We start from the raw sequence: 24,763 nt of genomic DNA, 5'->3' as shown, positions 1-24,763 counted from the left end.
TTTTTGAGACTTACAAAATTTAAAGATAGTTTAAAATAAAATGATATTGTACTTCCTATCTTATATCTTTCTTTTATCTATTCTAATTTACTTTTTCTAATAAATACTTTTTAGGCGTTGTACCAAATTTCTTTTTAAATGCTGCAATAAAATGACTAGCTGTACTGTAGCCAATTCTTAATCCTACTTCATTTACATTATAAGATCCGCTATCTAATAAATTTCGAGCATATTGCATTTTATAATCAAACAAAAATCCATAAACTGTTTCACCGTAAATTTGTTTAAACCCTGTTTTTAGTTTTTTTAAGTTTAAACCTACTTGCTCGGCTAGTTCTTCTAGCCCTGGTGGTTCTGACATATTAGCAATAATAATTTCTTTTGCTTTTTTAAGTTTCTTTACATTTTCTTCATCTATTAAAAAAGGGCATTGTTCTATATTAGGATCTTCACTTTTATTGAAAAACAAACTTAGGAGTTCGTATCCTTTTCCTCTGTAATATAAATTTTTAATAGTTGGATTTAAATTATAGTGAAACATTTGATTGAGTACAATAGCCATAGAGGGCGTTATATTCTCTTCTCCATAATATTTTCTATCCCGATTTTCTTCACTCAAAAAAGGGATATGGTCTGCATCATTAGTAAATAAACCATGAAATTTTTTAATAGATATCAAAATAGAGATAATCCAAGTTTTGGGTTCTATATTTAAATGTAGCGGGAGTTCTTTTTCGGGATTGTAAAATAAAAGCGATTTTTCGCTTTCTAATCCTATGGTATAACTACCATTATTAAAAACAAACTTTCCTTTTCCTTTTAAACCAAAATGAAACTGAATCAAACCTGTCTTTACTGGACGTTCATACTTAACAACTTCTTCTGTATCATTCTGAAACCTTAATAAAACAAATTCATCATCCATTTTTATCTCTTCAGTAGCACCCATAGCGACATTTTTTTAAATAGATTTTTTCAGTAAACAGGATTTGTTATTTAGAATTATTCTACATAACAAACTTGTGAGCAGCCTATTCCAGTACAAAAATAGCATAAATATGACTAAAAACTCAAATCAACTATCAAAATAACTTATAGCGATACAAAAAGTACTTATAGCGTTATTTTGGAAAAACAAAACTAAATACTTTTGTTTGTAGAAAATTTGATTAGGATTTTAATGACACAGAATATTCCCTCAAAATCTGCCACTTTTTACGCAATTGGTTTAAGCTATTTAAAAGCAGATGCTGAAATGCGAGGAAAATTTAGTTTAGATGAACCAGCTAAGACTCAATTGATCCAACAAGCCAAAGAAGATGGCTTAGAAAGTTTGATCGTTACTTCTACTTGTAACCGAACCGAAATATATGGTTTTGCACAGCACCCTTTTCAGTTAATTAAATTACTTTGTGCAAACAGCCAAGGTACCGTTGAAGACTTTCAAAAAGTTGCTTACGTATATAAGAATAAAGAAGCGATCCATCACCTATTTAGAGTAGGAACTGGCTTAGACAGTCAAATCTTGGGCGATTTTGAAATCATTTCTCAAATTAAAAACGCTTTTGTCTTATCAAAAGAATATGAAATGGTTAATGCTTATTTGGAACGTTTAGTAAATTCTGTTATTCAAGCAAGTAAGCGTGTAAAAAATGAAACGGAAATATCATCTGGTGCGACTTCGGTTTCTTTTGCCTCTGTTCAATATATTTTCAAAACAGTTCCTGATATTTCCGATAAAAATATTTTACTCTTTGGCACAGGAAAAATTGGTCGTAATACCTGTGAAAACTTAGTAAAACACAGCAAACACGATCATATTACTTTAATTAATCGCACAAAAGATAAAGCAGAAAAATTAGCTAAAAAATTAGATCTAATTGTAAAAGATTATGCTGATTTACAAGAGGAAATTCAAAAAGCAGATGTCTTAGTTGTTGCTACAGGAGCACAAAATCCAACCGTTGACAAAACCATCCTAAATTTAAAAAAACCTTTACTCATCTTAGACCTGTCAATACCTAAAAACGTAAATGAAAACGTTCAAGATATAGAAGGAGTAAGATTAATTCACATGGATCACTTGTCACAAATGACAGATGAAACTCTAGAAAATCGAAAGAAATTTATCCCACAGGCAGAAGAAATAATTGAAGAAATTCAAGACGAATTTATTACTTGGACAAAAGGACGCAAATATGCTCCAACTATACATGCACTAAAAGCAAAACTACAGTCTATCAAAGAATTAGAAATGGCATACCAACGCAAAAAAATGTCTAATTTTGATGAAGAGCAAGCAGAAATTATAAGTAATCGAATCATACAAAAAATAACCAATCATTTTGCTAATCACTTAAAAGATGAAAACACTTCGGTTGACGAAAGTGTAGATTGGATACAACGTGTTTTTCAGTTAAGTGCTCCAACCCCAAAAGGAAGTTTTTCTAAAACAGAAACGATTCATACAGAAGATTTACAATCTATCTAAATCTTTATTCGGGTTTAAAAATTAAAATTCTTAATGAAAAAAAATAAAGACAAACAAATTATTTCTCCAGGAGATAATAACCGGGTAATCAGAATTGGAACTCGTGATAGTGAATTAGCTCTTTGGCAAGCACATACTGTTGAAAAACAACTAAATGATTTAGGCTATAAGACCAAAATTATAGCTGTTAAATCACAAGGTGATATTATCCTTGATAAACCTTTATATGAATTAGGAATTACAGGAATTTTCACTAAAACACTAGACATTGCTATGATTTCTGGTCAAGTAGATATTGCCGTACACTCTATGAAAGATGTACCAACTACTTTACCACAAGGCATCGTACAAGCCGCTGTTTTAGAAAGAGCTAATACAGTAGACATTTTAGTTCATAAAGGAAGTACTGATTTCTTAAATACCGTCTCCATAATTGCCACAGGAAGTTTACGCCGTCAAGCACAATGGTTACACAAATATCCACAACATAAAACAGTTGATTTAAGAGGAAATGTAAACACTCGCCTTCAAAAATTAAAAGATAATGACTGGGGTGGAGCTATTTTTGCCTGTGCTGGTTTAGAACGTTTAAATTTAAAACCTGAAACAACCCTTTCGTTAGACTGGATGATACCTGCACCTGCACAAGGAGCTATGATGGTAGTAGCTATGGCAGAAGACACTCTTGCACTGGAAGCTTTATCTGAATTAAACCATATAGAAACTGAGATTTGCACCTATATAGAACGTCAATTTTTACGCACCTTAGAAGGAGGTTGCACTGCTCCTATTGGTGCTTTGGCAACTTATAACGAAGAAACAGATCAAATTGATTTCAAAGGAGCCTTATTTTCAATTAATGGTCAACAAAAAATAACCATCGAACGCTCTTTTGATGTTTCTGAATGGAAAAAATTAGGTTTAAATTGTGCTAGAGAAATCCTCAATAATGGAGGAAATGAACTCATGATTGACATTAAAAAGCAACTAAAAAAATAACAATTACAGATTCAAAAAATAATTTATAAAATTAAAGATTAATAGTATGAAAATATATTACTCAGTGATTTTTTGATAATTTATAGAGATCTTTTTTATAGAAGAAATGAAAAAAACACGAATATTATCTACTAAAAAATTACTACCTAAACAAAAACAATTAGTATTAGATCTTAATATAGAAATTATTGATTCTGATTTTATTAACATTAAAACAAAAAACGTCTCTATCAAAGAATTAACAGATGCTCTTATTTTTACAAGTCAAAATGCTGTTCTTGCCGTTTTAAATTCTAAAGACATTAATTTTTTAAAAAGTAAAAAGATTTTTTGTGTGGGAATTAAAACAAAAACATTACTAGAAAAAAAAGGATTCATTATTGAAAGTTATGCAAACTATGCAGAAGAATTAGCAAAAACAATTTCTTTAAATTATCCTAATTTAAGCTATACTTTCTTTAGTGGTAATTTAAGACAAGATATTGTACCTAAAAAATTAAAAGAATTCGGTATTACTTTAAAGGAAATAGAAGTATATGAAACCATTTTAATCCCTCAAAAAAACAATATAAAATCAGAAGGAATCTTATTTTACAGTCCATCAGGAGTTGAAAGTTATTTAAAAGAAAACAAAATAACAGATGAAATATGTTTTTGTATTGGTAATACCACAGCAAAAGCATTGAGAAATATAACCCAAAAAATCGAAATTGCAGATCAACCTTCAGTTGAAAATGTAATTATTAAATGTATCAATTATTATAAAAACACCTCACAGGTCTAAATACAAAAAGTATGTTAAAAAACGATCTATTCTTAAGAGCACTAAAAGGAGAAACAGTTGAACGTCCACCTGTATGGATGATGCGTCAAGCAGGAAGATATTTACCAGAATTCCGAGCTTTACGAGATAAATATGATTTTTTCACACGTTGCGAAACACCCGAATTAGCAGCTGAAATAACGGTACAACCTATTCATATTGTAAAACCTGATGCAGCCATTTTATTCTCTGACATCTTAGTGGTTCCTAGAGCTATGGGAATTGACGTAGAACTAAAAGACAACATAGGGCCCATCATTCCAAACCCTATTCGTTCAATAGAACAAGTCAATCAGGTGTATATTCCAGAAATCAAAGAGTCCTTAGGTTATGTAATGGATGCTATCAAATTAACAAAAGAAATGTTAAACAATGAAGTACCATTAATAGGTTTTGCAGGATCTCCTTGGACCATTTTTTGTTACGCAGTAGAAGGAAAAGGCTCTAAAAGTTATGATACCGCCAAAGGTTTTTGTTTTTCACAACCCGAAGCAGCACACGCATTATTACAAAAAATTACCGACACCACTATTTTATATCTAAAAGAAAAAGTAGCTAACGGTTGTAATGCCATTCAAGTTTTTGATTCTTGGGGAGGGATGCTATCACCAACTGATTACCAAGAGTTCTCTTGGAAGTATATCAATCAAATTGTAGAAGCATTAGCTCCCATAACAGAAGTAATTGTTTTTGGAAAGGGTTGTTGGTTCGCATTAAATGAAATGTCACAATCAAAAGCATCTGCTTTAGGAGTAGACTGGACTTGTTCCCCTAAAAATGCACGCTATTTAACAGGAGGAAACATTACTTTACAAGGAAACTTTGACCCTTCTCGTCTATTATCACCAATACCTACTATCAAAAAAATGGTACATGAAATGATTGACGAATTTGGAAAAGATAAATATATCGTAAACTTAGGTCACGGTATTTTACCAAATATTCCTGTAGATCACGCAAAAGCATTTATAGAAGCCGTAAAAGAGTATCAAAAATAGTAATATCAATAAAGCTAATATAACATCGTTATTTTTTATATTTTTATAAACTTATAATGCAAAAGAAAGCATAAAGAATATTGAATTTTAAATTATAAAAATTATTTTAGCTTTATTATTTTTATTAATAATTTACTTTTGAAAACTATTTGCAAACCCATTATATTTTTTCTAATATTAATTATAAAATATCTCACAAGATCTCTAAATAAAAAAATATGTACGTACTATCTAATAAAATAGATAAAAAACTAAAAAAGTATATAAAATATTTTATATACTTTTTTATCATAAATACTTATTCTCAAACTTCTATTAAAGGAAATATAACCACGATTGTAGGATTACCACAAATAGGAGTAGAAACAAAAATAGGAAACAAATTAACTTTTCAAGCAGATCTAATGGCTTCATTATGGGAGTCCGTTAATAATGCTCCTCAAAAATTTGCCATCTTAATTCCAGAAGTAAGATATCATTTCAACACACTTGAAAAAGGATTTTATTTAGGAGGTCACATTGGCGGTTCCAGTTATAAAATGCAAAAATGGAATTACCTCAATTCAGGCAGGTATCAAGAAGGCTATAGCTTATTATTCGGAATGACTGTCGGGTTTAAAGTCCCTGTAAACAAATCTTTTTCAATAGATATTTTTATGGGTGGTGGTTCTCAACAAGGATATTATAAAGGCTATTATTTAGAAAGTGGAGAGCGTTACGAGACAGCAGATAATTTTAACAAGAGCGGCGAATGGCTACCTTATAGAGGAGGCGTTATGATTTGTTACAAATTGGGTAAAAACTAATAATGATACTGGTATTCCTAATAGAATTAGCTTAGATAAAATTGTATATTTAAAATCATAAATGAAAAATAAATTCTACACATATATACAAAACCTTCAAGATCAAATTTGTAAAGGTTTAGAAGATATAGACGGAAAAGCTAAATTCCGTCAAGACTTATGGGATAGACCCGAAGGAGGCGGTGGTCGGACTCGTGTAATTGAAAACGGAACTGTTTTTGAAAAAGGAGGCGTTAATATTTCTGCTGTCCATGGAAAATTACCTGATACCATGCAAAAAATGTTTGGTGTTGGAGAAGCTGATTTTTTTGCATGTGGACTAAGTTTAGTAATCCATCCTAAAAACCCAATGGTTCCAACAGTTCATGCCAATTGGCGTTATTTTGAAATGTACGATGATAACGGAACTATTATTAATCAATGGTTTGGTGGTGGACAAGACTTAACGCCTTACTACTTGTTTGAAGAAGATGCTATTCATTTCCATAAAATATGTAAAACTGCTTGTGATAAACACAATCCAGAATTTTACCCTAATTATAAAAAGAAATGTGACGAATACTTTTGGAATAGCCACAGAAATGAGGCTCGTGGTATAGGTGGTTTATTTTTTGATTATTTAAAAACAACTGACACTATGTCTATGGAAAACTGGTACAACTTTGTTACAGAAGTCGGAAACAGTTTTTTAGATGCGTATTTACCAATAGTACAAAAAAGAAAAGGTTTACCTTACACAGACGCTAACCGTACATGGCAAGAAATCCGTAGAGGACGTTATGTAGAGTTCAACCTAGTTCATGACAAAGGTACTTTATTTGGATTAAAAACAAATGGTAGAATTGAAAGTATTTTAATGAGTTTACCTCCTCATGTACAATGGATATATGACCATCATCCAGAAACAAACAGTGAAGAAGAAAAACTGATAAAAATTTTATCAAAACCAGTAGAGTGGTTAAAATAATATGCGTAATTGGCTAAAAGTTTTAATACTAGTATATTATCCCGTTTCTCTTGCTCAAGAAAAAGAGGGAGAAATTAGGCATGCTTTATCGCATAAATATAACCTAGATTATCGTTTGAATTATTTTGACAAAATGATCTTTAAAATAGATATTAATTCAGAAGTAGATAATTTTTACATCCCTAAATTAAATTATACAGATAATAAAAGAAGCATTTTCTCTCCTGATGAAAAATTAAAACTTCGTTTCTCTTTTGATTATAAATTTTTAGGAATTAGTTATTCTTTTTCACCTGATTTCATCCCCGAATTGAATAATCAGAGAGCTAATACAAAAACATTAGATTTAAGTTTTAAATTTTTTTACTCTGATCGTCTAAGACAAGAAGTTACTTATAAAAAAGTGAAAGGATTTACTTTAAGAAATCCAGATGATCAAAACCCAATTGAGGTTTTTGACGATTTAGAAATCAATACCATTGGAGGCAAAATTTTTTATATAACTAATAAGAATTTTTCATATAGAGCTTACGAATCTCAAACAGAAAGACAAATAAAAAGTGCCGGTAGTTTCATGCCTTCACTCACCTATTTTATTAACAATTTATATACTAATAATCCTAATTCTTTTGAACAAAACTTAGAACGGATAAAATCTGTAGATTTCATTCTTCAATTAGGTTACATGTATAATTACGTAATTAACAAAACATGGTTTGCTACTGGAGGTTTGCATCCAGGTATTGGATTTCATGATTCTAAAAATTATTATACAAATAACAAGGAATCTGTTGTTTTTGACAATAAAATCAAATGGAATTACAATTTAGATTTAAATTTTTCATTAGGTTACAATCAAGAAAATTTCTTCTCAGGAATTAGAGTCAATTACAAAAATTACCAATATGATAGTAAAGTAGCTGCTGATATAATGAACTCAAAATTTAATACTGTACTTTTTATTGGTTATCGCTTTAATGAAGTTAAAAGTGTTAAAAAAGTATTTGAAAAAATAGAAAATAAATTCGGTATATAATCTAAAAAAATAAAAGATATGTTTCCTATACACAGAGGTAGAAGATTAAGAATAAACGAAGCGATACGAAATATCGTAAGAGAAACTAGCTTAAGTCCATCTGATTTTATGTCCCCTATGTTCATAATGGAAGGTGAAAACACTTCAATAGAAGTTCCTTCTATGCCCGGCATCTACCGTCGTACACTGGATCTAACAATAAAAGAAGTTAAAGAACTATACACCTTAGGCATTAGAGCTGTAAATATTTATGTAAAAATAAATGATGGTTTAAAAGATAACACAGGAAAAGAGGCCTGGAATCCTAATGGTTTAATGCAAAATGCTATTCGTGCCATCAAAAAAGAATGCCCTGATATGATCGTTATGCCAGACGTAGCATTAGACCCATATTCAATCTACGGTCATGATGGAATCATAGAAAAAGGAGATGTAGCAAATGATATTACAAATGATGCTCTAGTAAAAATGGCTGTTTCTCATGCAGAAGCAGGTGCTGATTTTGTTGCACCAAGCGATATGATGGACGGACGTGTATTCCGTTTACGTCAAGGATTAGATGCAGCTGGTTATCATAATGTAGGTATTATGAGTTATTCCGCTAAATACGCATCCGCTTTTTATGGGCCTTTCCGTGATGCCTTAGATAGCGCACCAAAGGAAGCTGACATTGTAGTTCCTAAAGACAAAAAAACCTATCAAATGGATTATGCAAACCGTATAGAAGCTGTAAAAGAAGCTCTTTGGGATGTAAAAGAAGGAGCTGATATGGTTATGGTAAAACCAGGAATTGCTTACTTAGATATTGTTCGTGAAGTAAAAAATGCGGTAAATGTACCCGTTACAGTATTTCATGTTTCAGGAGAATATGCTATGATAAAAGCAGCTTCGGAAAGAGGCTGGTTAGATCATGATAAAATCATGATAGAGCAATTAATGTGTATAAAACGTGCAGGTGCTACTTTAATTTCAACATATTTTGCCAAAGAAGCTGCTATTTTATTAAATAAATAACGATCTTATTATTTTCAATTAAGTCAAAATTCCTATATACTCTATAAAATTCTTTGCTCGTTCAAGGTGACACATTTAAACAGAATATGAAAAAACTCTTATTATTATCACTTATCGGAATTATTTTTTCTTGTAAAAAAGAAAGTCAAGAGCGTTTTGGTAAATCAACCTCTGAAACCATTGTTACACAAAAACCTATTGATTTAGGCAAAGAAATTTTTGAAGGAAAAGGCGTTTGTTATACATGTCATAAACCTGATATAAAAACAGTGGGCCCTTCTTTAAAAGAAATAGCTAAACTATACAAAGAAAAAAACGGAAGCATTGTTGACTTTCTTCAAGAAAAAAGCCAACCTATAGTAGATCCTAGTCAGTATAATACAATGAAAGCTAACTTTCCTATTACTAAAAATCTTCCTAAAGAAGAATTAAAGGCCATAGAGACCTATATATTAAGTTTTTAATACATTTCGTACTTATTAAATCTAAATTATAAAGACCTAGGAAGTTTTAAAAAATTTCCTAGATCTTATAACGAATCTTATGAAAACAGCATTTATTCATTCCCCGTTAGGTATCATCAAAATTGAAGGAGATCAAAAAGGAATTGCTAGTATTTCAGTAGTAACAGAAGGGGATTTATCTGTTCCAATTCCACAAGAACTCCTAGATGCTGTAAATCAACTACAAGAATATTTTTATAGTAATAGAACAAATTTTTCATTTCCATTAAATCTACAAGGGACAGATTTTCAAAAAAAAGTTTGGAATGAATTACTTAAAATTCCTTTCGGAAAAACAATTTCTTATTTAGATTTAGCAAAAAAGCTAGGTGACACGAAGGTCATTCGCGCTGCTGCTTCAGCTAATGGAAAAAATCTACTTTGGATTGTGGTTCCTTGCCATCGCGTGATTGGGACTGATGGGTCTCTTACAGGATATGCAGGTGGCTTATGGCGTAAAAAATGGCTATTAGAACATGAAAGCTCTTCAAAACAACAAATATTATTTTAATTTTAAAAATTCTTTATTTTTTAATCGTAAATTTTTATTTTCGTAGGTAACGGTTAAAATGGGTAATATGCTAGACAAACTTCAACTTGAAAACGTTTTATTTTTAGATATAGAAACAGTACCTGAACATCAAACCTTTTCTTCTTTAGATCCCATACGACAAGAACTATATGAACTCAAAACTCAATACCAACGTAAAGAGGAATTTACTGCGGAAGAGTTTTATAATCGAGCAGGTATTTGGGCTGAATTTGGCAAAATTGTTTGTATTTCTGTAGGCTATTTTTCTTTTAAAAAAGATATTCGCCAATTTAGAGTAACCAGTTTTTGGGGTGATGAAATAACCATTCTAAATGATTTTTCTAATTTATTAAACAGCCACTATAGTCATACACAGCATTTACTATGCGGACATAATGCTAAAGAATTTGATTTTCCTTATATAGCCAGACGAATGATCATTAATAGTATCCCTATTCCAAAAAAACTAAACCTTTTTGGAAAAAAACCATGGGAAGTCCCTCATTTAGACACATTGGATTTATGGAAATTTGGAGATTACAAACATTATACATCTCTAAAATTATTAACAACCGTCTTAGGCATACCTTCTCCCAAAGGAGATATAGAAGGTAGTGATGTAGCTAAAGTATATTATCAAGAACAAAACATAGACAGAATTATAACCTATTGTGAAAAAGATGTAATAGCAGTTGCTCAAATCATTCTTCGATTAAGAGGAGAAGATTTATTAATAGACGACGAAATCTTTATTGTATAATATACTCATTATTCTATATGATTCCTAAAAATCACTTTTATATCGTATTTCTTTTTTTGTTAAGTCATTCTTTTAATGCTCAAGAACGAATTTCTAATCCAGATAAAAAATACCGATTTATTTTTCAAATGGATAATCGTTTTTCTAGCTTAAGAGGAAACCATATTTCTATTTTGGGCACGAAAGTAGGGTTTCAATATAAAAATAAATTCCGATTCGGATTAGGTTCTTCTTTCATTCTATCTCCCGTTAACATTACCTATGTAAACAAAAAAACACAGGCAATTAATGACAACAAGGTAAGTATGTGGTATGGAAGTCTTTTTACTGATTGGATCTTTTACAAGAATCCTAAATGGGAATGTTTTTTAACAGAACAAATAGGTTTTGGAAAACCTAGTTTTGTTAGAGAAATAAATGATGATATTGTTCGTGATACTAATATTTCTTTATATGTAAATGAAATATCAGGACAAACCAATTACAGAATATTAAAATGGTTAGGATTAGGAGCAGGCGTAGGATATCGTGCCGTTTTAAACTCAAAAGCAGCATTAAAAACTACTTTTGATGCTCCTATTTATATCGGAAAAGTTATACTTTACCCCGAAAATATTTTTTGATTTATTACTTTTATACCCTTTATAAAGTTATTTCACCCATTTAAAATAAAAATTTATGGTTTTAAGCAGATTTTGGTTGGCAATTTTTATTTCATCTATTTTTTTCATTGTTCTAAATTTTTTCACTGAAGGAAGTTATAGTACTGACTATATTTTAAATGGCAAAAAAGAGGATCCCATCTTAGTATCTGAAAAATATTTAAACCAACTACCTAAATTTGTAGCAGATAGTATCAAAAAAGCTCCTGAAATGACAATGGTTGTCAATAAGGATACACTAAATACTGACACTACTTATGTATATAAAAATCAAACGGTTAAATTATATAGCGGATTTCAAAAAGCAGATGGACTACTTCCTACTTGTAAAAACAGTTTAGTAGATTTAATCCTTCCCTTAATTGCGTATTTAGCATTCTTTTGTGGGTTAATGGAATTATTAATTATTTCAGGTGCTTCTGAAAAATTAGCTAAAAAATTAAGTCCCTTTTTCGCGCAAGTATTTCCATCAGTTCCTAAAAATCATGAGTCTATATCCTATATGACCTTAAATTTTGCCGCTAACTTCTTAGGATTAGATTCAGCTGCTACCCCATTTGGTCTTAAGGCAATGGAAAGTTTACAAACACTTAATCCAGACAAAGATAAAGCTAGTGATGCACAAATTATGTTTATGTGTTTACATGCTGCGGGTCTTACCCTAATACCTACCTCAATTATTGGTTATAGAGCAGCCGAAAACGCATCTAATCCCGCGGATGTAATGCTTCCTTGTATCATTACCTCTTTTATAGGTACAATAGCAGCGTTATTAATAGTGGGTATTCGTCAGCGTATAAATTTTAAAAGCGTTGGGTTATTAAGCGCATTAATGGGTATAATAAGTGCCATCATTGGGTTATTATTTTACATTAATACATTAGACTTAATAGGTAAAAATGCTTTTACAGGCAATTTATCTGGATTAATGTTAATATCTATTATCGGATTTACCCTCATTTTTTCTTTTATTCATGAAAAGAAATTCACTCTAGCCAACACGACCATCTTTGATACCTTTGTTGAAGGAGCTCGTAATGGATTAAATACTGGTGTAAAAATCTTTCCGTATGTTATGGGAATGCTGGTTGCCATCTCCTTTTTTAGGAATAGTGGATTGTTTGAGATTGTAAGTAATGGCATTAGTTTTTTATTTGGTCAAATAGGAGTTAGCAAAGAAATTACGGATGGTCTCCCTGTAGCTTTATTACGCCCTTTTAGCTCAGGTGGTTCACGTGGATTTATGATAGATGCTATGCGAACTTCAGGTGTAGACTCTTTTACAGGTCGTTTGGTTTGCATTTTTCAATGTAGTGCTGAAACTACTTTTTATGTAATAGCTGTATATTTCGGTTCTGTTAATATAAAAAACACACGCTATACCCTAGGAACAATGCTTTTAGTTGACTTTATTTGTGTATTAGCAGCTATTGCTGTGGCAACTTGGTTTTTTTAAATCATCGTTAGTTCAAGCGCGAATCGCATCGAGAACCAACACTAATTTTATTACTTTTGTAGGATAGTGCCTAAATCAACATCATGCGATTCTCTCTTTACTCAAAATATTGCGAACTTTTTGAACAGTCTCAAGGTTAAAAAAATAGTATTATGAGGAAATTTCAAAAGTTTAAATGGTATTAAACGCTGTATTTTTTTACATTAAATTTTTAAAGAAAAACCCCGTTTTTGACTCTTTTTGGGCCTTCGGGGGTTTATTTTTCTAAAAATATCCATTTTGCTAATATGCAAGTTTGTATTTGATATGATTAAGACTTTTAAAAAACAGGATAATATTTGGATTATTTTCCTAAATCAATTTCTTGATTGACATCCCAGTTTGCTCGAACGTCAAGAACAGTTGGAAAATGATAAACTTCTTCAGGTTGTTTGTTTTCTAAGAAAGAACCCGTATCCCATTGTCCATTTTTGTTAAGATCATAGATAACTCTAACGTAATATTTTTCAGGATTTATTAAAATAAAATCCACATCTATCGTATTCTCACTCACAAGTTTCGTGTAAAAAACTTTTCCTTTTTCGTTCGTAAGTTCTATCATAAGAGGTATGTCTTTTTTGTTCTTAAAGTGTATTTTTAAATTCCCATAATCTTCTATTTTCTTTGTCGAAAAATTAAACTTTAGAGTGTCTTTATTTTTATTTCCTATATAATCTTCTATTGCGCTTGGTAATAGTTTTAAATCATATTTTTCATTTTCTTCCTTTTCAAAATCTAATTCAAATTTTTGAGTATAATCTTCGTATTTTGCTTTGAAAGGAACAAGTGTTTTATCTCCTTTGGTTAATAAAATTTTATTAGTATCCCATTTTTCAATAGGAGTTGATGATTTAAGTGCTAAATTTTCTTTTAAATGCAAATAGGTTGTTTTACAATCAAGATGTAAAGTATCTTTTTTATATTCTTTAAATTTTACAGAATAACGCTCTTGGTATTTCTCCTTTGATAATTCTAACTGAATAGAATCATTCTTTATATAAGGAGTCCAAATTTGTAAGGAATCTTTATCCTGAACTTTTGAAACACGCACAGGTATTTTATTTCCTTTGAACTGTGCTTGGATCTTAATATTTTGTACATTCTTTCCTTCATAACCTAATAAAATTCGATTACCAGAAGCTTGTGTAGGTCTTTTAGGCTTGAATGAAGGATGTTCTTTGTACAACTCTAATTCAAATATTGAATTATCAGGTATGTTGATTACTTGATTATAAAAACCTATTTTATCTTTTTTAGGATCATATTTATAATTTGAAACGTTTTCTTTTAAAGCTATTAATTTATATTTTCCTGCCTTTATGTTTTCAATTTTAAAGCTAGTGGTACTATCTAATGTGTTAGTGATATAACGAGGAGTTTGTTTGTAAATAGTAGAATCGTTATACTTTTCATCTACTTCATACAACATTACATTTACAAAATTTGGCGTAATTCTTTCATAAGCATCCTTTATGATACCTTGTATAGACAATGAATCTAAATTTTTTCCAGTTGAAAAAACGTATTTAAAATTTTTTAGTTTATTTCCTTCATTATTATCTACAATACTTTCTCCAAAATTAAAACTGTAAGTTGTATTAGGAACTAATTCTTCGTTTAATTTTATAGTAATTTGTCTACTTACACCTCCTTGTGGTTGAATGTTTGGTTGGTTTTTTAAAGGAGGTGATATAATGAGATTTTTCTGTAGATCATTTATTTTTATATATTCATCAAAAGTAATTCGGATATTTTTTTCTTTAAAATCAGTTGAAAAGTTTTTCGGATAACTACTTATCATCTTTGGAGGGGTTATATCTTTATCGCCTCCTGTAATGGAACCTCTTTTGGCGCAATTGATAAGAGTTAAAGCAAAGAATAATAATAAAATAAATGATTTATTTTTCATTAGGATTAATTTTATGCTCATTAGACAACAAGTATCTATAACGGCTGGGTATTAAATTTATTAGAAGTACAAAATAACGACATTTATTTAAGATTGTGAAAAAGCCATAGTTACTATGCTAATTTTTATTTTATCAGATTGTTGCAATGCCTTAGCACAAGCTTCTAATGTAGCTCCTGTAGTGAGAACATCATCAACTAAAAGAAAATGAATGGGTCCATCAAGTTTTTTGAGTTTACTAATAAAACGGTTTTTTTCAACGTTATTGCGTTCTATTAATCCTTTTTTGGATTGACTTATATTATATTCTTGTCTAAATAAAAGATTTTTATTGATTGGAATTTTTAATGCTTCCGATAAGCTTTCACAATATGTATCAATCTGATTGTACCCTCGTTCTTTTTCTTTTTTAGGATGTAGAGGTACTGGAATTATGTAGTTTATAGTATTCAAAACGGGAAGATTTTGAAGATATTCAGCGTGCCATTTGCCTAATAAACTCCCTATTTCAATATGTCCTTTGTACTTTAAATTATGTATGAGCTTTTGACCTATTCCTTCTTTGTGGTAATAAAACATTGAGGAAACATGCTCTACTTGTATTTTCCCATAAAATTTAATAAATGCCTCATTGTTTGTTTTAGTCCATTGATAGGTTAAAGGGAGGTTATGCCTACATTCAAGGCATATTGATTGTTCGTTATTAACTAATAAATCTTGGCATCCTAGACATAAATCAGGAAAAAATAAATTAATCAGTTTTTTTAGCATTTCGTCGATTTTTTTTTTTGTAATAAAATTATTAAAATACATTTGATTGTAACAAAGTCAAATTAGAATGTTGTTAAGGGATTCATTAACAGTCTATAAAATGGTTTCTGTAGGACTGCTTTCCATAGCAGTATCATTAAGTGTTAAATGCTATCAAGTTGTAGAAGAAAATCTAAAACTTCAGGAAGAAAAAATTTTAGATAGAACAACTTACACTAATGATTTAAGCGAAATAATATTTCGGTTTGATGCAGAGGTAAGGAAAAATAAAGAGTTAGTCGATAAACAAGTACAGCTTGAAAATGAACTGGTAAAGGTAAGAAAGAAATCTTCTTAGTTTCTTAGATAAGAATTTGTCTTAGATAGGTTTTAGAAACACTTTAAAAGTTAATTATAGTTATTTTTTTTAGTAAGAAATAAGATTTATAAAGATAATATAAATAAAAAGGGCATAACAAAAGATTATAAGAACTTTTATTTATAAAAAAGTAAAAAGTAGGATAAATTTAAACAATGAGAGTTAGATGAGTTTATACCTCTAAATATTACTTAATTAAGATAAATATTGAGTGATATTATAACCGCAATACCAACAGGAAGAACTGATCTAATTGGTTGAGTGGAGGTTATACTTAAATAACTTTTTTAAAATTGTTGATTATATAAGGGGAGAAAACGGATTTTTTAAATCCGTTTTTTTATTTTTGCAATACTATGGCAAAACAAGACGATTTATTTAAAAATGTTATTTCGCACGCAAAGGAATACGGATTTATATTTCCGTCAAGCGAAATTTATGATGGTTTGAGCGCTGTGTATGATTATGCTCAAAACGGGGTAGAGTTAAAAAAGAATATTCGTGACTATTGGTGGAAATCAATGGTGCAAATGCACGAAAATATTGTAGGAATAGATGCTGCTATTTTTATGCACCCTACTACTTGGAAAGCTTCAGGTCACGTAGATGCGTTTAATGATCCCTTGATTGATAATAAAGATTCTAAAAAAAGATATCGTGCAGACGTTTTAATTGAAGACTATTGCGAAAAATTAAATCAAAAAGCACAAAAAGAAATAGAAAAAGCCAAATCTCGTTTTGGAGATACTTTTGATGAAGCTCAGTTTGTAGCTACTAATCCTAGAGTCGTTGAATATCTTTCTAAGAAAAAAGAAATCTTAGAACGTATGGCTCATGGTTTAGACACTGGAAATTTAGCTGATGTTAAAGCATTAATAGAAGAATTAGGCATTGCTTGTCCTGAATCAGGTTCAAAAAATTGGACCGAAGTGCGCCAGTTTAACCTTATGTTTGGTACTAAATTAGGAGCCTCGGCAGATACTGCAATGGATTTATATTTGCGTCCAGAAACAGCTCAAGGTATATTTGTAAACTTCTTAAACGTCCAAAAAACAGGGCGTATGAAGGTACCCTTTGGTATTGCACAAACAGGTAAAGCATTTCGTAATGAAATCGTAGCACGCCAATTTATTTTCCGTATGCGTGAGTTTGAACAAATGGAAATGCAATTTTTTGTAAAACCAGGAGAAGAAATGAAATGGTACGAATATTGGAAACAAACACGTTTAAAATGGCATAAGTCTTTAGGTTTGGGAGCTGAAAACTACCGCTACCATGACCATGAAAAATTAGCACATTATGCTAATGCTGCTTGTGACATTGAATTTAATTTCCCTTTTGGATTTAAGGAATTAGAGGGTATTCATTCACGTACTGATTTTGATTTAAAAGCACATGAGCAACATTCTGGCAAAAAATTACAGTATTTTGACAATGAGGAAAATGCAAGTTATGTTCCTTATGTAGTAGAAACCTCTGTTGGTTTAGATAGAATGTTTTTAGCTGTTTTTTCAAAAGCATTGCAAGAAGAAACTTTAGAAGATGGTTCTACACGTACAGTTTTACGTTTGCCGTCAGTTCTTGCACCTACAAAAGCAGCGGTTTTACCACTAATAAAAAGAGATGGTTTACCAGAGTTAGCCAAAGAAATTATTGAAGACTTAAAATGGGATTTTAACGTAGCTTATGATGAAAAAGATGCAGTAGGTCGTCGTTACCGCCGTCAAGATGCTCTTGGCACACCGTTTTGCATTACAGTAGATCATCAAACATTAGAGGATAAAACTGTTACAATACGTCATCGTGATTCTATGCAACAAGATCGTGTAGCAATTGCTGATTTAAGAGCTATTATTCACAGTGAAGTTTCAGTTCGTAATTGGTTATTAAAAATGAAATAAACTTTTACTTTTTAAGAGGCTTTCTGAAAAATTAACGTCTAATCTTTGAACTCGATAACAGGAAAAATCAGATGACCAGTGTTATGTAATTTAATTTAGCGGACTCACAAGTAAGCCTATTTTAATAAAGAATATAATAAAAATCCAATTTTGTAAAATTACAAAATTGGATTTTTTGTTAGCAACTATCTTTTTTGAATGAATATTATTACAAATAAATTTAAATAAGACACACTACTCCCATCGAACTCTAATTCTTGATTTTTAAGCCACTAAATTTTGGGATTCAAGAGCTATTTTTCGTCTGTCTATAGCAAGTGCATTTACCGTATGAATTCCGAAACATATCCATAAAATTTCATTCTTTTTAGATTATCGTTCTCTTTCTCATTATCAAAACTAGCTTCTAATCGAGTAGCTCTTTTGATTTTTCCTACTAAAATTTTATGATCTTCTTCATTTTCTCCTACTTTTCCTTTTCGTACAAAATCGGTTTCGATACCTTTTAAACCCATATTACGCATTAGAAAAACTAATTTTTATAACTCATTGAAATAAAATGTTTTAACTCTTATCAATTCTAGTTTTTATTGATGGCATATATCACATCTGCTCCTACAATTTTTACTTTTGTTTTTGTTATACCATTTAAACTTTAAATCTTCTTTTTAAAAATAGTACATCTACAAAAGCAACAAAAATTAGTGTTTACTATTTATACTTAATCCTAAAATAGATTTAGAACTTTTTATTTGTAATAATTTTTTAATGTGTAATTTGGGATTATATAGGGTTTCACTTTTAGTTTGTACCTTTGTTTTGTAAATTAAAAGATTATGATTGAAGATAAAATGTCTCCAAGAACAAGTGTAGCTCAATTAGGGGAATTTGGATTAATAGAACATTTAACCAAACATTTTAAAATTACCAATGCTTCTACTTTAAAAGGAATTGGAGATGATGCTGCGGTATTAAATTTTGGTTCTAAACAAACAGTAGTCTCAACAGATTTATTAATTGAAGGTGTTCATTTTGATTTGGCCTATATGCCTTTAAAGCATCTTGGTTATAAGTCAGTAGTAGTCAATTTATCTGATATTTATGCAATGAATGCAAAAGCAACTCAAATTACAGTATCTATTGCTATATCTAATCGTTTTAGTTTAGAAGCATTAGAAGAGTTATATGCAGGTATTTCTTTAGCAGCTAAACAATATGGAGTAGATGTAATAGGAGGTGATACTACCTCTTCTCAAAAAGGCTTAATCCTATCTATTACCGCACTAGGGGAGGCAGAAGAAAAAGATATTGTGTATAGGACTGGTGCAAAACCAAATGATTTGTTAGTTGTATCGGGCGATTTAGGGGCTGCTTACATGGGGTTGCAAGTGCTTGAAAGAGAAAAACAGGTTTTTTTAGTTAACCCTAATAATCAACCCGATTTAGATCAATACGCTTACTTGGTTGAACGTCAATTAAAACCAGAGGCAAGAAAAGATGTTACTGAAATTTTAAAATCATTAGGAGTACGTCCTACTTCTATGATTGATATTTCAGATGGCTTATCTTCTGAAATCTTACATTTATGTAAACAATCCCAAGTAGGTTGTAATCTGTATGAAGAAAAACTACCATTGGACCCTCAGTTTATTAACGTATGTGAAGAATTTAATATAGATAGTACTACAATAGCATTAAATGGAGGCGAAGATTATGAGTTGTTGTTTACCATAAAAATGGATGATTACGATAAATTAAAAGGAAATCCCAATTTTACTACCATAGGTCATATAGTACCTGATAAAGAAGGTATACATCTAATTACTCGTGCTAATACAAAAATTGAATTGAAAGCGAGGGGCTGGAATGCTTTAGCTGAAGATAAATAAATTATTTTAAATCATAAAGCAAGACTAAAATGTAAAAAAGCTTTTTTTACGTATTCTATGTCTTTTAAACGAGATTACGCCTAAAAAAATGTTATAGATAAAATGCCTTGTTGATTTTCCAAGGCTTTTTATTTTATAAAATAAAAGAGACTGTCCGAAAATATCGCAATCTTATCATTTCGACCAAAAGAAGGATTAAGTAAAGCAAACCATTGAAAATCAAATTCATTTATAATTCAATAAAAAATTGTATATCAGTAAAATATAGATTGTATTAGAAAAACCAAATCCCAAAAAAGCTGATACTGTACAAAAAAAGTGTGTAAAGATTTTTTTGTACAGTATCAAACATGTATTTCTTATCCTCCCCAAACACCTACTACTTTGTATTTTGTAAGGGGGATTTCTTCTGTTGTACATTTTACTGAAATTTTCATATCGTCGTACATAAAGGTTGGTTTTATAATTATATCTATGGGGGTTTCAGGATATTTTTTCTTTAATTTATCAAATACTTGTAGCATTTCTCGATCATTGAAAATGATTTCGGTACTATAGGTTCTAAATATAAAATTACATGTATAAGGAATTCCTTTTATCATGTATTCTTGTTTATTTAGTTTTTCTTGTAATACCTCATCTGCTTCTGCATTGTAATACAAATAATAATTATGAGTAAATTTATCTTTTTCATCATAGGATTTAAATATAAAACGGTACTTGTATTTTTCTCTGTACTGATCCCATAAACCATACGGTATGCCTTTTTGTTTTATTTCTGCTTTGATACTATCGGGAACGGCTATATCATACATGGTATCAAAAAAATCTTTTTGGGTTCTTTGATGGGGATTGTCATAAAAATCGTTTCGATCTACAAAGGTTTCTTTGGCTTGCAAACGACAAATTTCGACACGATTATTACTTCCTGATAACCAAACCACTATACATCCACCTGGAGCTGCTCCTACGGTTAGAACATCATACGTTTCATGGACGATATCTCCCTTATGTGTCATACGATCATATCCTTTTTTAAATTCTGCTAAAATTTTATCAGCGGGTAGTGCTGCCTCTACTTTATAAAACTTTTTTTCGGCATAGGCTACATAGGTAAGATTTAAATAATACGGAATAGAACCACCTCCCATACCGCCTTGTTTTCCTTTATAAGTCCAACCACCTCCATTGGTTCCTGATCGAGGCATTCCGCAAATAAGTTTTTTGTTTTGATCTAACAAATACCCTATATGTACTTCCGTAGGATATTCTTTGGGTGAAGTAACCCCTACTCCGTAAGAAAAATTCTCTTGTGTCATTTTATCGTGTTTTTTATTTGTGTGTTTGCATCCTCCTAATGGTAGGATAAACAAAAGGATAAGGAGCTTTTTTAGTTTAGTATACATTTCTTTTACTGTTTAACTTGTTATCATACCTTTTTACTTCACAAAACTTAAAAACATGTATTTCTTATCCTCCCCAAACACCTACTACTTTGTATTTTGTAAGGGGGATTTCTTCTGTTGTACATTTTACTGAAATTTTCATATCGTCGTACATAAAGGTTGGTTTTATAATTATATCTATGGGGATTTCAGGATATTTTTTCTTTAATTTATCAAATACTTGTAGCATTTCTCGATCATTGAAAATGATTTCGGTACTATAGGTTCTAAATATAAAATTACATGTATAAGGAATTCCTTTTATCATGTATTCTTGTTTATTTAGTTTTTCTTGTAATACCTCATCTGCTTCTGCATTGTAATACAAATAATAATTATGAGTAAATTTATCTTTTTCATCATAGGATTTAAGTATAAAACGGTACTTGTATTTTTCTCTGTACTGGTCCCATAAACCATACGGTATGCCTTTTTGTTTTATTTCTGCTTTGATACTATCGGGAACGGCTATATCATACATGGTATCAAAAAAATCTTTTTGGGTTCTTTGATGGGGATTGTCATAAAAATCGTTTCGATCCACAAAGGTTTCTTTGGCTTGCAAACGACAAATTTCGACACGATTATTACTTCCTGATAACCAAACCACTATACATCCACCTGGAGCTGCTCCTACGGTTAGAACATCATACGTTTCATGGACGATATCTCCCTTATGTGTCATACGATCATATCCTTTTTTAAATTCTGCTAAAATTTTATCAGCGGGTAGTGCTGCCTCTACTTTATAAAACTTTTTTTCGGCATAGGCTACATAGGTAAGATTTAAATAATACGGAATAGAACTACCTCCCATACCGCCTTGTTTTCCTTTATAAGTCCAACCGCCTCCATTGGTTCCCGATCGAGGCATTCCGCAAATAAGTTTTTTGTTTTGATCTAACAAATACCCTATATATACTTCCGTAGGATATTCTTTGGGTGAAGTAACCCCTACTCCGTAAGAAAAATTCTCTTGTATCATTTTATCGTGTTTTTTATTTGTGTGTTTGCATCCTCCTAATGGTAGGATAAACAAAAGGATAAGGAGCTTTTTTAGTTTAGTATACATTTCTTTTTCTTTTACCATTTATTATATTCGGATAATCTTTTTCTACCAAAAGATCTATGCCTGAACTACCATAAGTAGCGTTCCAGTGCAAATAGTGGTTGCGTAGGAATCTAATATCTTTATTTATTTCTTCTTCTTTTTGTTTTTCGCGTTCTTCACGCTCTTTATTCACACTTGCCTTAGAGGCATCTGTTTCATATATTGTAGCGGGTTCTTTATATTCTATAAAACCAAAAGGCATCCCCCCATTAAACGTATAATCTTCCAGCTTTTTTTTGATCCGTTCTAAAAAGGCTATATTTCCAACTATATGATTTCCTAAAGTATGTGCTTTGAGATCATTATAGGTATTTTCTTTAAAATTTTTAAATTCTAATAATTGTTTATTATTTATCTGCACCTTTTTTATACCACAAATTTTTGCCATAATATGCAGAGGGATATAGCTGTACTGATTACTAAGCCACTTTCTGTTGCCCTCTAAATAGCATTTACGTGCATTCGCATTTAAGTCCCATCCTTTTTGAAATTTCACAAACAGTTGATCTTCTTTAAACCAACCTTGTCTGATGAGTTCCTCTCTTACTTTTTTTAAAGAAGGAAGATCCCATTCTATCGCAATTCTTTTAGGATTATCTGGTTTACCATCTTCATAAGCGCCTCCTACATCGCAATGTACTCCAGGGTAGATGAGCTCTATTCCTCCTTTTTTGCCACTTTCAGGATGGGTTTTAGCAACAGAAGAAATATCTGCTAAACTAAAATTAGCACGATGCTCATCTGCTGCTACCATGTGTACAACATAATCTGCTTTGTTTACACTATCTAATCCTAGGTCTTTTATATCATTATCCTGAGATAAACCATGATGCGAAACGGTGTCATAAATACCTACAAAACGAACGTTAACTTGTGTTTGTGCATCTAAAATCCCGTTTTCTTGAAGCAACTGCCCTAGGAGTCCAAAATGAGGCATGGTTTTGTATTTATAAGAAACAGGCAATTGATTCTTTTGCAAGTCTAATACAATCGAGTCACGCTCCTTTTTTTTGTACACAATAGGATTGTAGGGAGGATGTGTAACTATGTGTACAAAATGCCGTGCGGCAGCGGCACCACGACTAAAACCAAATACGTCAAAAGTTATAGTTCCTATTTTTTGATCTGATTTAATATTTTTTAATTCTTTTACAACGTCTAAAATGGCTTTTTTTACATTATCCATAATACCTGAACTGCCCATACCAAAAGCGGGACCTTCTATGAGGTCGTTGTCTTTATAATCCTCTGGTCGCAAGGTTTGCCCTTGGTTTTTAGGAGCTGTATTGGTACCTATACCGCTTATATAAATTGGATATATTTTTTCTATTTCATTAGGTTCATAATTTTTATACAATATAGCGGGATTGGAGAGGTCGTTTTCATAACTACTTTGCATTTCATCAGGATCGCCATGGTCTTGATAAATATCTACAGCTCGAGATTGGCTTACACCTAAGCCACTGGTATTGATTACTTTTTTTCCTTCTGCATACTGTCTTAGTTCGGTATCATACATATTGTTTAGGGTACCATCTAAAAAAACACCGAAGGTAAAATCTACTGCTTTCTTTCTTTGTTTTGCTTTGTTTTCTACTTGACCTATTTTCGCAGGATTATTGCCTGTATAGGGTTGTATCATTTGTGTGAGTTTATTATTTACCTTTATTTGTATTTGGTCTTTTATCTGGTTTAACTTATTGTAATAGTGTATTTGTGCGTAAAACAAGTGTACTCCATCATTTACATAATCACTGTTATTGAGTTTTTTTTGGTAAAGACTCATATTGGCAAGGTCTAGGTAAGCGTAGCCATTCTTTGTAACGCCTTTAGTGTAGTATTTTCCCATATTCCGAGAGCTATCTCCATGACCGTCTAGGTATTCATCTTCAAAAATCGTTATTTTAAGGACGTCCCCTTGGGGAATATTTTTGGTTTTTATCACTAAGGTAACTTTGTCTAGATAAGCCACTTCTCTATTATCTATTTTTTCTCCATTTACATCTCTCCAATAAAGGTCGAGTATTTCGGGTTTTCCTGCTAGGGGTTGTATTTCAGTTGCTATATCTTCTATTTTATTGGTTTCAGGATTTCTTACTTTGGCAATTAGTGTAAAGGTATTTCCAACTGTATTAATTCCAAACTTAAAAATCCCAGTTCCATTTTCGGTAATCAATTTAGCATTGTTATATACTTGCCAAAGAATTACAAATGTTGTTCCTCCGTAATTATCAACTACTGTATAGCTGTAATATTTGTTTGTATATGGTCTTATATCGCCTATTATTTTCAT

At 30.9% G+C, this 24,763-nt stretch carries 23 protein-coding genes; 16 read left to right on the top strand and 7 right to left on the bottom strand.

From position 1 onward, the window contains the following. Positions 1-82 precede the first annotated feature (82 nt). Entirely contained in the window at positions 83-949 is an 867-nt protein-coding gene (locus tag ACUXZJ_RS04555; protein WP_060383588.1) for a helix-turn-helix transcriptional regulator, read from the bottom strand. Positions 950-1,180: 231 nt separating this feature from the next. Here ACUXZJ_RS04555 and hemA point away from each other — a divergent pair, with 231 nt between their 5' ends. From hemA to ACUXZJ_RS04490, 13 genes are all read left to right on the top strand, one after another. Beyond that, the gene (hemA, locus tag ACUXZJ_RS04550) at positions 1,181-2,491 is read left to right on the top strand and encodes a glutamyl-tRNA reductase (RefSeq protein WP_060383589.1); all 1,311 of its coding nucleotides are present in this window, start codon (positions 1,181-1,183) and stop codon (positions 2,489-2,491) included. A 33-nt stretch (positions 2,492-2,524) separates the two neighbouring features. Continuing rightward, positions 2,525-3,490 carry a hydroxymethylbilane synthase gene (hemC, locus tag ACUXZJ_RS04545; protein WP_060383590.1) on the top strand — a complete coding sequence of 322 codons (966 nt, stop codon included), beginning with the start codon at positions 2,525-2,527 and terminating at the stop codon, positions 3,488-3,490. A 106-nt stretch (positions 3,491-3,596) separates the two neighbouring features. Then, on the top strand, positions 3,597-4,274 hold the full coding sequence (locus tag ACUXZJ_RS04540; protein WP_063743543.1) for a uroporphyrinogen-III synthase: 678 nt from the start codon (positions 3,597-3,599) through the stop codon (positions 4,272-4,274). Positions 4,275-4,285: 11 nt separating this feature from the next. After that, positions 4,286-5,311: a uroporphyrinogen decarboxylase gene (gene hemE, locus ACUXZJ_RS04535; protein WP_060383592.1), complete on the top strand. Its 1,026-nt coding sequence runs from the start codon at positions 4,286-4,288 to the stop codon at positions 5,309-5,311. A 218-nt stretch (positions 5,312-5,529) separates the two neighbouring features. Then, positions 5,530-6,117 carry a DUF3575 domain-containing protein gene (locus tag ACUXZJ_RS04530; RefSeq protein WP_060383593.1) on the top strand — a complete coding sequence of 196 codons (588 nt, stop codon included), beginning with the start codon at positions 5,530-5,532 and terminating at the stop codon, positions 6,115-6,117. 61 nt (positions 6,118-6,178) lie between these two features. Continuing rightward, on the top strand, positions 6,179-7,084 hold the full coding sequence (gene hemF / locus ACUXZJ_RS04525; protein WP_088419428.1) for an oxygen-dependent coproporphyrinogen oxidase: 906 nt from the start codon (positions 6,179-6,181) through the stop codon (positions 7,082-7,084). Between the two features lies 1 nt (position 7,085). Further along, positions 7,086-8,120, top strand: a complete 1,035-nt coding sequence (locus ACUXZJ_RS04520) for a DUF4421 family protein (protein ID WP_446195887.1) — start codon at positions 7,086-7,088, stop codon at positions 8,118-8,120. 18 nt (positions 8,121-8,138) lie between these two features. Then, positions 8,139-9,134 (top strand): porphobilinogen synthase, encoded by a 996-nt coding sequence (hemB, locus tag ACUXZJ_RS04515; RefSeq protein WP_060383596.1) that lies wholly within the window; start codon positions 8,139-8,141, stop codon positions 9,132-9,134. An 86-nt stretch (positions 9,135-9,220) separates the two neighbouring features. Next, a complete protein-coding gene (locus ACUXZJ_RS04510) occupies positions 9,221-9,598 on the top strand; it encodes a c-type cytochrome (RefSeq protein WP_060383597.1) in 378 nt (125 codons plus the stop codon). A 79-nt stretch (positions 9,599-9,677) separates the two neighbouring features. Continuing rightward, positions 9,678-10,148, top strand: coding sequence for a methylated-DNA--[protein]-cysteine S-methyltransferase (locus tag ACUXZJ_RS04505; protein ID WP_060383598.1), 471 nt, complete (start codon positions 9,678-9,680; stop codon positions 10,146-10,148). 67 nt (positions 10,149-10,215) lie between these two features. Next, a complete protein-coding gene (locus ACUXZJ_RS04500; RefSeq protein WP_060383904.1) occupies positions 10,216-10,929 on the top strand; it encodes a 3'-5' exonuclease in 714 nt (237 codons plus the stop codon). Positions 10,930-10,946: 17 nt separating this feature from the next. Next, on the top strand, positions 10,947-11,552 hold the full coding sequence (locus ACUXZJ_RS04495; RefSeq protein WP_060383599.1) for a hypothetical protein: 606 nt from the start codon (positions 10,947-10,949) through the stop codon (positions 11,550-11,552). 55 nt (positions 11,553-11,607) lie between these two features. Continuing rightward, entirely contained in the window at positions 11,608-13,047 is a 1,440-nt protein-coding gene (locus tag ACUXZJ_RS04490; protein ID WP_060383600.1) for a nucleoside recognition domain-containing protein, read from the top strand. Positions 13,048-13,390: 343 nt separating this feature from the next. Here the strand turns inward: ACUXZJ_RS04490 and ACUXZJ_RS04485 are convergent, their stop codons facing one another. Then, the gene (locus ACUXZJ_RS04485) at positions 13,391-14,995 is read right to left on the bottom strand and encodes an Ig-like domain-containing protein (RefSeq protein WP_063743536.1); all 1,605 of its coding nucleotides are present in this window, start codon (positions 14,993-14,995) and stop codon (positions 13,391-13,393) included. 87 nt (positions 14,996-15,082) lie between these two features. After that, positions 15,083-15,766: a ComF family protein gene (locus ACUXZJ_RS04480; protein WP_235820765.1), complete on the bottom strand. Its 684-nt coding sequence runs from the start codon at positions 15,764-15,766 to the stop codon at positions 15,083-15,085. 100 nt (positions 15,767-15,866) lie between these two features. Here ACUXZJ_RS04480 and ACUXZJ_RS04475 point away from each other — a divergent pair, with 100 nt between their 5' ends. After that, positions 15,867-16,103 carry a hypothetical protein gene (locus ACUXZJ_RS04475; protein ID WP_123861961.1) on the top strand — a complete coding sequence of 79 codons (237 nt, stop codon included), beginning with the start codon at positions 15,867-15,869 and terminating at the stop codon, positions 16,101-16,103. A 377-nt stretch (positions 16,104-16,480) separates the two neighbouring features. Continuing rightward, positions 16,481-18,025: a glycine--tRNA ligase gene (locus tag ACUXZJ_RS04470; protein WP_060383602.1), complete on the top strand. Its 1,545-nt coding sequence runs from the start codon at positions 16,481-16,483 to the stop codon at positions 18,023-18,025. Positions 18,026-18,348: 323 nt separating this feature from the next. Here ACUXZJ_RS04470 and ACUXZJ_RS04465 read toward each other — a convergent pair whose 3' ends face one another. After that, positions 18,349-18,549, bottom strand: coding sequence for a hypothetical protein (locus ACUXZJ_RS04465; RefSeq protein WP_446195881.1), 201 nt, complete (start codon positions 18,547-18,549; stop codon positions 18,349-18,351). Between the two features lie 312 nt (positions 18,550-18,861). Here ACUXZJ_RS04465 and thiL point away from each other — a divergent pair, with 312 nt between their 5' ends. Continuing rightward, positions 18,862-19,914: a thiamine-phosphate kinase gene (gene thiL, locus ACUXZJ_RS04460; protein ID WP_060383604.1), complete on the top strand. Its 1,053-nt coding sequence runs from the start codon at positions 18,862-18,864 to the stop codon at positions 19,912-19,914. Positions 19,915-20,273: 359 nt separating this feature from the next. On the opposite strand, the gene ACUXZJ_RS04455 is transcribed toward thiL, so the two are convergent. The 3 genes from ACUXZJ_RS04455 to ACUXZJ_RS04445 all read right to left on the bottom strand — a co-directional run bounded on the left by ACUXZJ_RS04455 (position 20,274) and on the right by ACUXZJ_RS04445 (position 24,763). Then, the gene (locus tag ACUXZJ_RS04455; RefSeq protein ID WP_446195879.1) at positions 20,274-21,320 is read right to left on the bottom strand and encodes a DUF2931 family protein; all 1,047 of its coding nucleotides are present in this window, start codon (positions 21,318-21,320) and stop codon (positions 20,274-20,276) included. Positions 21,321-21,384: 64 nt separating this feature from the next. Continuing rightward, positions 21,385-22,431 carry a DUF2931 family protein gene (locus tag ACUXZJ_RS04450; RefSeq protein WP_446195877.1) on the bottom strand — a complete coding sequence of 349 codons (1,047 nt, stop codon included), beginning with the start codon at positions 22,429-22,431 and terminating at the stop codon, positions 21,385-21,387. After that, positions 22,421-24,763: a T6SS phospholipase effector Tle1-like catalytic domain-containing protein gene (locus ACUXZJ_RS04445; RefSeq protein WP_060383606.1), complete on the bottom strand. Its 2,343-nt coding sequence runs from the start codon at positions 24,761-24,763 to the stop codon at positions 22,421-22,423. Before ACUXZJ_RS04445 ends, ACUXZJ_RS04450 begins: the two co-directional genes overlap by 11 nt.

It is taken from the genome of Flavobacterium sp. TN-1 (genome assembly GCF_052828645.1).
Note: the sequence above shows the minus strand (reverse complement) of the source record. Positions and strands in the feature narration are given on the sequence as shown.

What these genes read in the sequence shown, in the direction of transcription:
- ACUXZJ_RS04495 (WP_060383599.1), top strand. Translation starts at nt 10,947, where the DNA reads ATGATTCCTAAAAATCACTTTTATATCGTATTTCTTTTTTTGTTAAGT.
- hemA (WP_060383589.1), top strand. Translation starts at nt 1,181, where the DNA reads ATGACACAGAATATTCCCTCAAAATCTGCCACTTTTTACGCAATTGGT.
- ACUXZJ_RS04450 (WP_446195877.1), bottom strand. Translation starts at nt 22,431, where the DNA reads ATGTATACTAAACTAAAAAAGCTCCTTATCCTTTTGTTTATCCTACCA.
- ACUXZJ_RS04505 (WP_060383598.1), top strand. Translation starts at nt 9,678, where the DNA reads ATGAAAACAGCATTTATTCATTCCCCGTTAGGTATCATCAAAATTGAA.
- ACUXZJ_RS04540 (WP_063743543.1), top strand. Translation starts at nt 3,597, where the DNA reads ATGAAAAAAACACGAATATTATCTACTAAAAAATTACTACCTAAACAA.
- ACUXZJ_RS04555 (WP_060383588.1), bottom strand. Translation starts at nt 949, where the DNA reads ATGGGTGCTACTGAAGAGATAAAAATGGATGATGAATTTGTTTTATTA.
- ACUXZJ_RS04475 (WP_123861961.1), top strand. Translation starts at nt 15,867, where the DNA reads ATGGTTTCTGTAGGACTGCTTTCCATAGCAGTATCATTAAGTGTTAAA.
- thiL (WP_060383604.1), top strand. Translation starts at nt 18,862, where the DNA reads ATGATTGAAGATAAAATGTCTCCAAGAACAAGTGTAGCTCAATTAGGG.
- hemE (WP_060383592.1), top strand. Translation starts at nt 4,286, where the DNA reads ATGTTAAAAAACGATCTATTCTTAAGAGCACTAAAAGGAGAAACAGTT.
- ACUXZJ_RS04510 (WP_060383597.1), top strand. Translation starts at nt 9,221, where the DNA reads ATGAAAAAACTCTTATTATTATCACTTATCGGAATTATTTTTTCTTGT.
- ACUXZJ_RS04500 (WP_060383904.1), top strand. Translation starts at nt 10,216, where the DNA reads ATGCTAGACAAACTTCAACTTGAAAACGTTTTATTTTTAGATATAGAA.
- ACUXZJ_RS04455 (WP_446195879.1), bottom strand. Translation starts at nt 21,320, where the DNA reads ATGTATACTAAACTAAAAAAGCTCCTTATCCTTTTGTTTATCCTACCA.
- ACUXZJ_RS04445 (WP_060383606.1), bottom strand. Translation starts at nt 24,763, where the DNA reads ATGAAAATAATAGGCGATATAAGACCATATACAAACAAATATTACAGC.
- ACUXZJ_RS04470 (WP_060383602.1), top strand. Translation starts at nt 16,481, where the DNA reads ATGGCAAAACAAGACGATTTATTTAAAAATGTTATTTCGCACGCAAAG.
- hemC (WP_060383590.1), top strand. Translation starts at nt 2,525, where the DNA reads ATGAAAAAAAATAAAGACAAACAAATTATTTCTCCAGGAGATAATAAC.
- hemB (WP_060383596.1), top strand. Translation starts at nt 8,139, where the DNA reads ATGTTTCCTATACACAGAGGTAGAAGATTAAGAATAAACGAAGCGATA.
- ACUXZJ_RS04480 (WP_235820765.1), bottom strand. Translation starts at nt 15,766, where the DNA reads ATGCTAAAAAAACTGATTAATTTATTTTTTCCTGATTTATGTCTAGGA.
- ACUXZJ_RS04520 (WP_446195887.1), top strand. Translation starts at nt 7,086, where the DNA reads ATGCGTAATTGGCTAAAAGTTTTAATACTAGTATATTATCCCGTTTCT.
- ACUXZJ_RS04530 (WP_060383593.1), top strand. Translation starts at nt 5,530, where the DNA reads ATGTACGTACTATCTAATAAAATAGATAAAAAACTAAAAAAGTATATA.
- ACUXZJ_RS04490 (WP_060383600.1), top strand. Translation starts at nt 11,608, where the DNA reads ATGGTTTTAAGCAGATTTTGGTTGGCAATTTTTATTTCATCTATTTTT.
- hemF (WP_088419428.1), top strand. Translation starts at nt 6,179, where the DNA reads ATGAAAAATAAATTCTACACATATATACAAAACCTTCAAGATCAAATT.
- ACUXZJ_RS04485 (WP_063743536.1), bottom strand. Translation starts at nt 14,995, where the DNA reads ATGAAAAATAAATCATTTATTTTATTATTATTCTTTGCTTTAACTCTT.
- ACUXZJ_RS04465 (WP_446195881.1), bottom strand. Translation starts at nt 18,549, where the DNA reads ATGCGTAATATGGGTTTAAAAGGTATCGAAACCGATTTTGTACGAAAA.